Origin of the sequence: uncultured Abyssibacter sp., assembly GCF_964000955.1 — a bacterium.
Classification (GTDB): Bacteria; Pseudomonadota; Gammaproteobacteria; order Nevskiales; family OUC007; genus Abyssibacter.
On record NZ_CAXFCL010000272.1, the window covers coordinates 1 to 2984 of the forward strand.

Consider the following 2984-nt stretch of genomic DNA (forward strand, 5'->3'; position numbering starts at 1 on the left):
CCCTCCGAATCACAGGCACGGCAGACCGCCGATCAATCCGCCGACAGCACGGACGAACAGGACGGCATGGCCACCGCCGGCGAAGCCGATCCTTCGGCGCAGGACCCGGCGCAGCAGGCCGCCGTCCAGCAATGGCTGCGGCGCGTGCCCGACGATCCCGGCGGGCTGCTGCGCAACAAATTCCTGCTGGAACAGCAGCGCCGGCAGGCCAAGCGACAAGGTGACAGCGATGGTTAGATACGCAGTGTTGCTGCTGCATCTGATGGTGTGGAGTCTCGCATTCGCCGGCCAGGCTCAGGCGACGACCACGGCCACGGTGGATCGCAACCCGGTCATGGCTGGCGAAACCTTCAACCTGACCGTGCGTTCCACCGATGCTGATGCCAAGCAGCCCGACCTGTCGGCCCTGGAGTCGCAGTTTCGCGTGCTGAACACGGTCAGCGGCTCCGAATACCGGCTGGTCAACGGGCGCGCGTCGCAGACCCGCCACTGGACCACCACGCTGGTCGCCACCCGCCCCGGTGACTACAGGATTCCGCCCATCTCGGTCGGTCCCGACACGACCGACCCGATCGAACTCCAGGTCGTCCCCGCGGGCAACGGCAATGGGCCCCGCGACGCCTTCGTCGAATTCGAAGCCGACCAGACCGACCCGTACATGCGCGAGCAGGTGCTGCTGACGGTTCGCCTTTACGTCAGCGGCGATCTGGTCTCGGGCCAGCTCGGGGAACCCGCCGCAGACCATGCGGTGATCGAACAAATCGGCGAACAGTCCGAATCGCGGGCGATCCGCGACGGTGAGCGCTATCACTTGTTCGAGCGCCGCTACGTGCTGTTCCCGGAACAGCCCGGCCCGCTGACGATCCAGCCACCCCGCTTCACCGGTGAGTTGTCCACGGGGCGGCAGCGCTCATCGATGTTCAACCTCGGCCAGTTCGCCGGCCAGACCCGACAGATCTACGCCGAGGCCGAGCCGATCCCGCTGTCGGTGAAGGCGCCGCCAGCCGGCTGGACCGGCCCGTGGATTCCCGCCTCGGATGTCGAACTGATCCAGACCCTCGTGCCCGATACCGGCCCGTTCGTGGCGGGCGAGCCGTTCAGCCGCGTGACCGAACTGCTGATCGACGGCCAGCTGCACACCCAGATCGACCCGCTGCGCCCGCTCCAGCCCGACGGCGTCCAATCCTATGGTGATCCACCGGATGCGACCACCGAAGAGTCCACGTTCGGCGTCCAGGCACGCATCGCCCAGCAGTGGGCGCTGATCGCCAACCGGTCCGGCGAACTGGAGATTCCCGAGCTCCGCCTGCGCTGGTGGGACACCGACGACGACACGCCCCGGGAAACCGTGATTCCGGCCCGCAGGATTCAGGTCGAGGCCGGCGCCGCCGGACAGGTGACGCCACCACCAGCGATGGAAGCACCGCAGCCGGCACCGGCCACTCCGGGCGACATCGCCCCGCCACCCGCTGACACATCGAGCTGGCCGTGGCTCAGCTACCTGCTCGCGATCGGCTGGGCCGCCACGATCCTGGCCTGGCTTTGGACGGCGCGGCGCAGGCGTTCACCATCCCCGGACCGCCCAACGCCGGACCGGGCATCGCGTCGGGACCTGTTGCACGCCCTGGATGCGAACGACCCGGCGACGGCAAGGCAGGCAATCCTGAGCTGGGGACGGCAACGGCATGCGCCTCACCCGGTCGTCTCGCTGAGCGAACTCGCCCGTCGCGAAGGCGACCCGGAATTCGCCGAACAACTGCATGCGCTGGACGCCGCGCTGTTCGGCGAAGCGCGAGAAGCGTGGAGTGCGGAGGCGCTGAAAGCCTGCATTCGCCGACTGCCCGAACAGGCGGAGGCGGCATCAAGGCCCGATCCGCTGCCGCCGCTCTACCCGCTGCGACCCGGTCACGAACCGCTTTGAGCGGCTCGGTCCGGCGCCGGCTCTTCATGTCACACGCATCGCCAAAAAGTGTGGCACTCTTAAGGAGTTGGGATACCTGTCACTATTGATCGACACGTACGACTTGCTGGATTCGGCGCAAAAAAAACCCCCGCGCCTCTCGGCAACAGGGGTAACAAGCTCGTCTGCTGGGCTTCGCCCGTCAGACGGACTCCATGGATGCTGGGTCCGACAAGTCAGCGTTTCGGACTGAAGGTTAGATGCCTGACCGATCGAAATAGTTGCACGTTCCCTGATAAACGGATTCCGCTGGTAAAAGCGGACATCAGAAAACCCCGGAGACGGTACGCCTCCGGGGTTTTGTTTTTTGTGACGGGTATCCCGGCGGCCGAAGTTCGGCTTGCGACCCGGTCAGTTTCGCCCTCGACGCTGTGAACGCCCTCACGGTCCTTGAACCGGATACCCGCGTTGTCCGGATGTGGCCGACACAGGAAGGCGCCGATCAAAGACCATTCGCAGCCGGCGTCACCGTTGTGCCAGACCGCATCCGGTTGTCGTCAGCTTGATCCGGCCGGTACGGCGATGGGACACTCCCCGCCCCGAAATCCGGGCCAGGCCGCCCTGGCGCGTCGCGAATCATGCGACCGCAGCCGGCGCCGGCCACCCGGACCGGACACTGAAACCACCGCGCGCCGGGGCAAGCACCCGGGCGCCGGGACACGATTTATCCATAAGGACCTAGGACTGATGAGCAACTACACGCAGATTGGTGGCTTGCAGGTCAATGCCGACCTCAAATCCCTGATTGACGAGAAGATCTGCCCCGGGACCGGCGTCGAGCCGGCCGCGTTCTGGAGCGGCCTGGAATCCATCGTCAAGACCTTCGCGCCGCGCAACCGCGAGTTGCTGGCAAAGCGTGAAGAGTTGCAGGCAAAGATCAACGACTGGCATCTGGCCCGCAAGGGCCAGCCGCATGACGCCGAGGCTTATCGCGCCTTTCTCGAGGAGATCGGCTATCTCGTGCCTGAGGGGCCGGCCTTCGAGATCGAGACGCAGAACACCGACCCGGAGTTTGCCTCGGTGC

The 2984-nt window shown here is 66.1% G+C and carries 1 protein-coding gene and 2 pseudogenes; all 3 read left to right on the forward strand.

The features are described from left to right. Positions 1-237: pseudogene (locus ABNS06_RS13160) on the forward strand (hypothetical protein); the annotation flags it as partial. Next, complete coding sequence (locus tag ABNS06_RS13165) at positions 230-1921, forward strand: BatD family protein (RefSeq protein ID WP_348675054.1); 1692 nt, start codon at positions 230-232, stop codon at positions 1919-1921. The pseudogene ABNS06_RS13160 and the gene ABNS06_RS13165, both read left to right, overlap by 8 nt. Positions 1922-2647: 726 nt before the next feature. Beyond that, positions 2648-2984: pseudogene (locus tag ABNS06_RS13170) on the forward strand (malate synthase G); the annotation flags it as partial.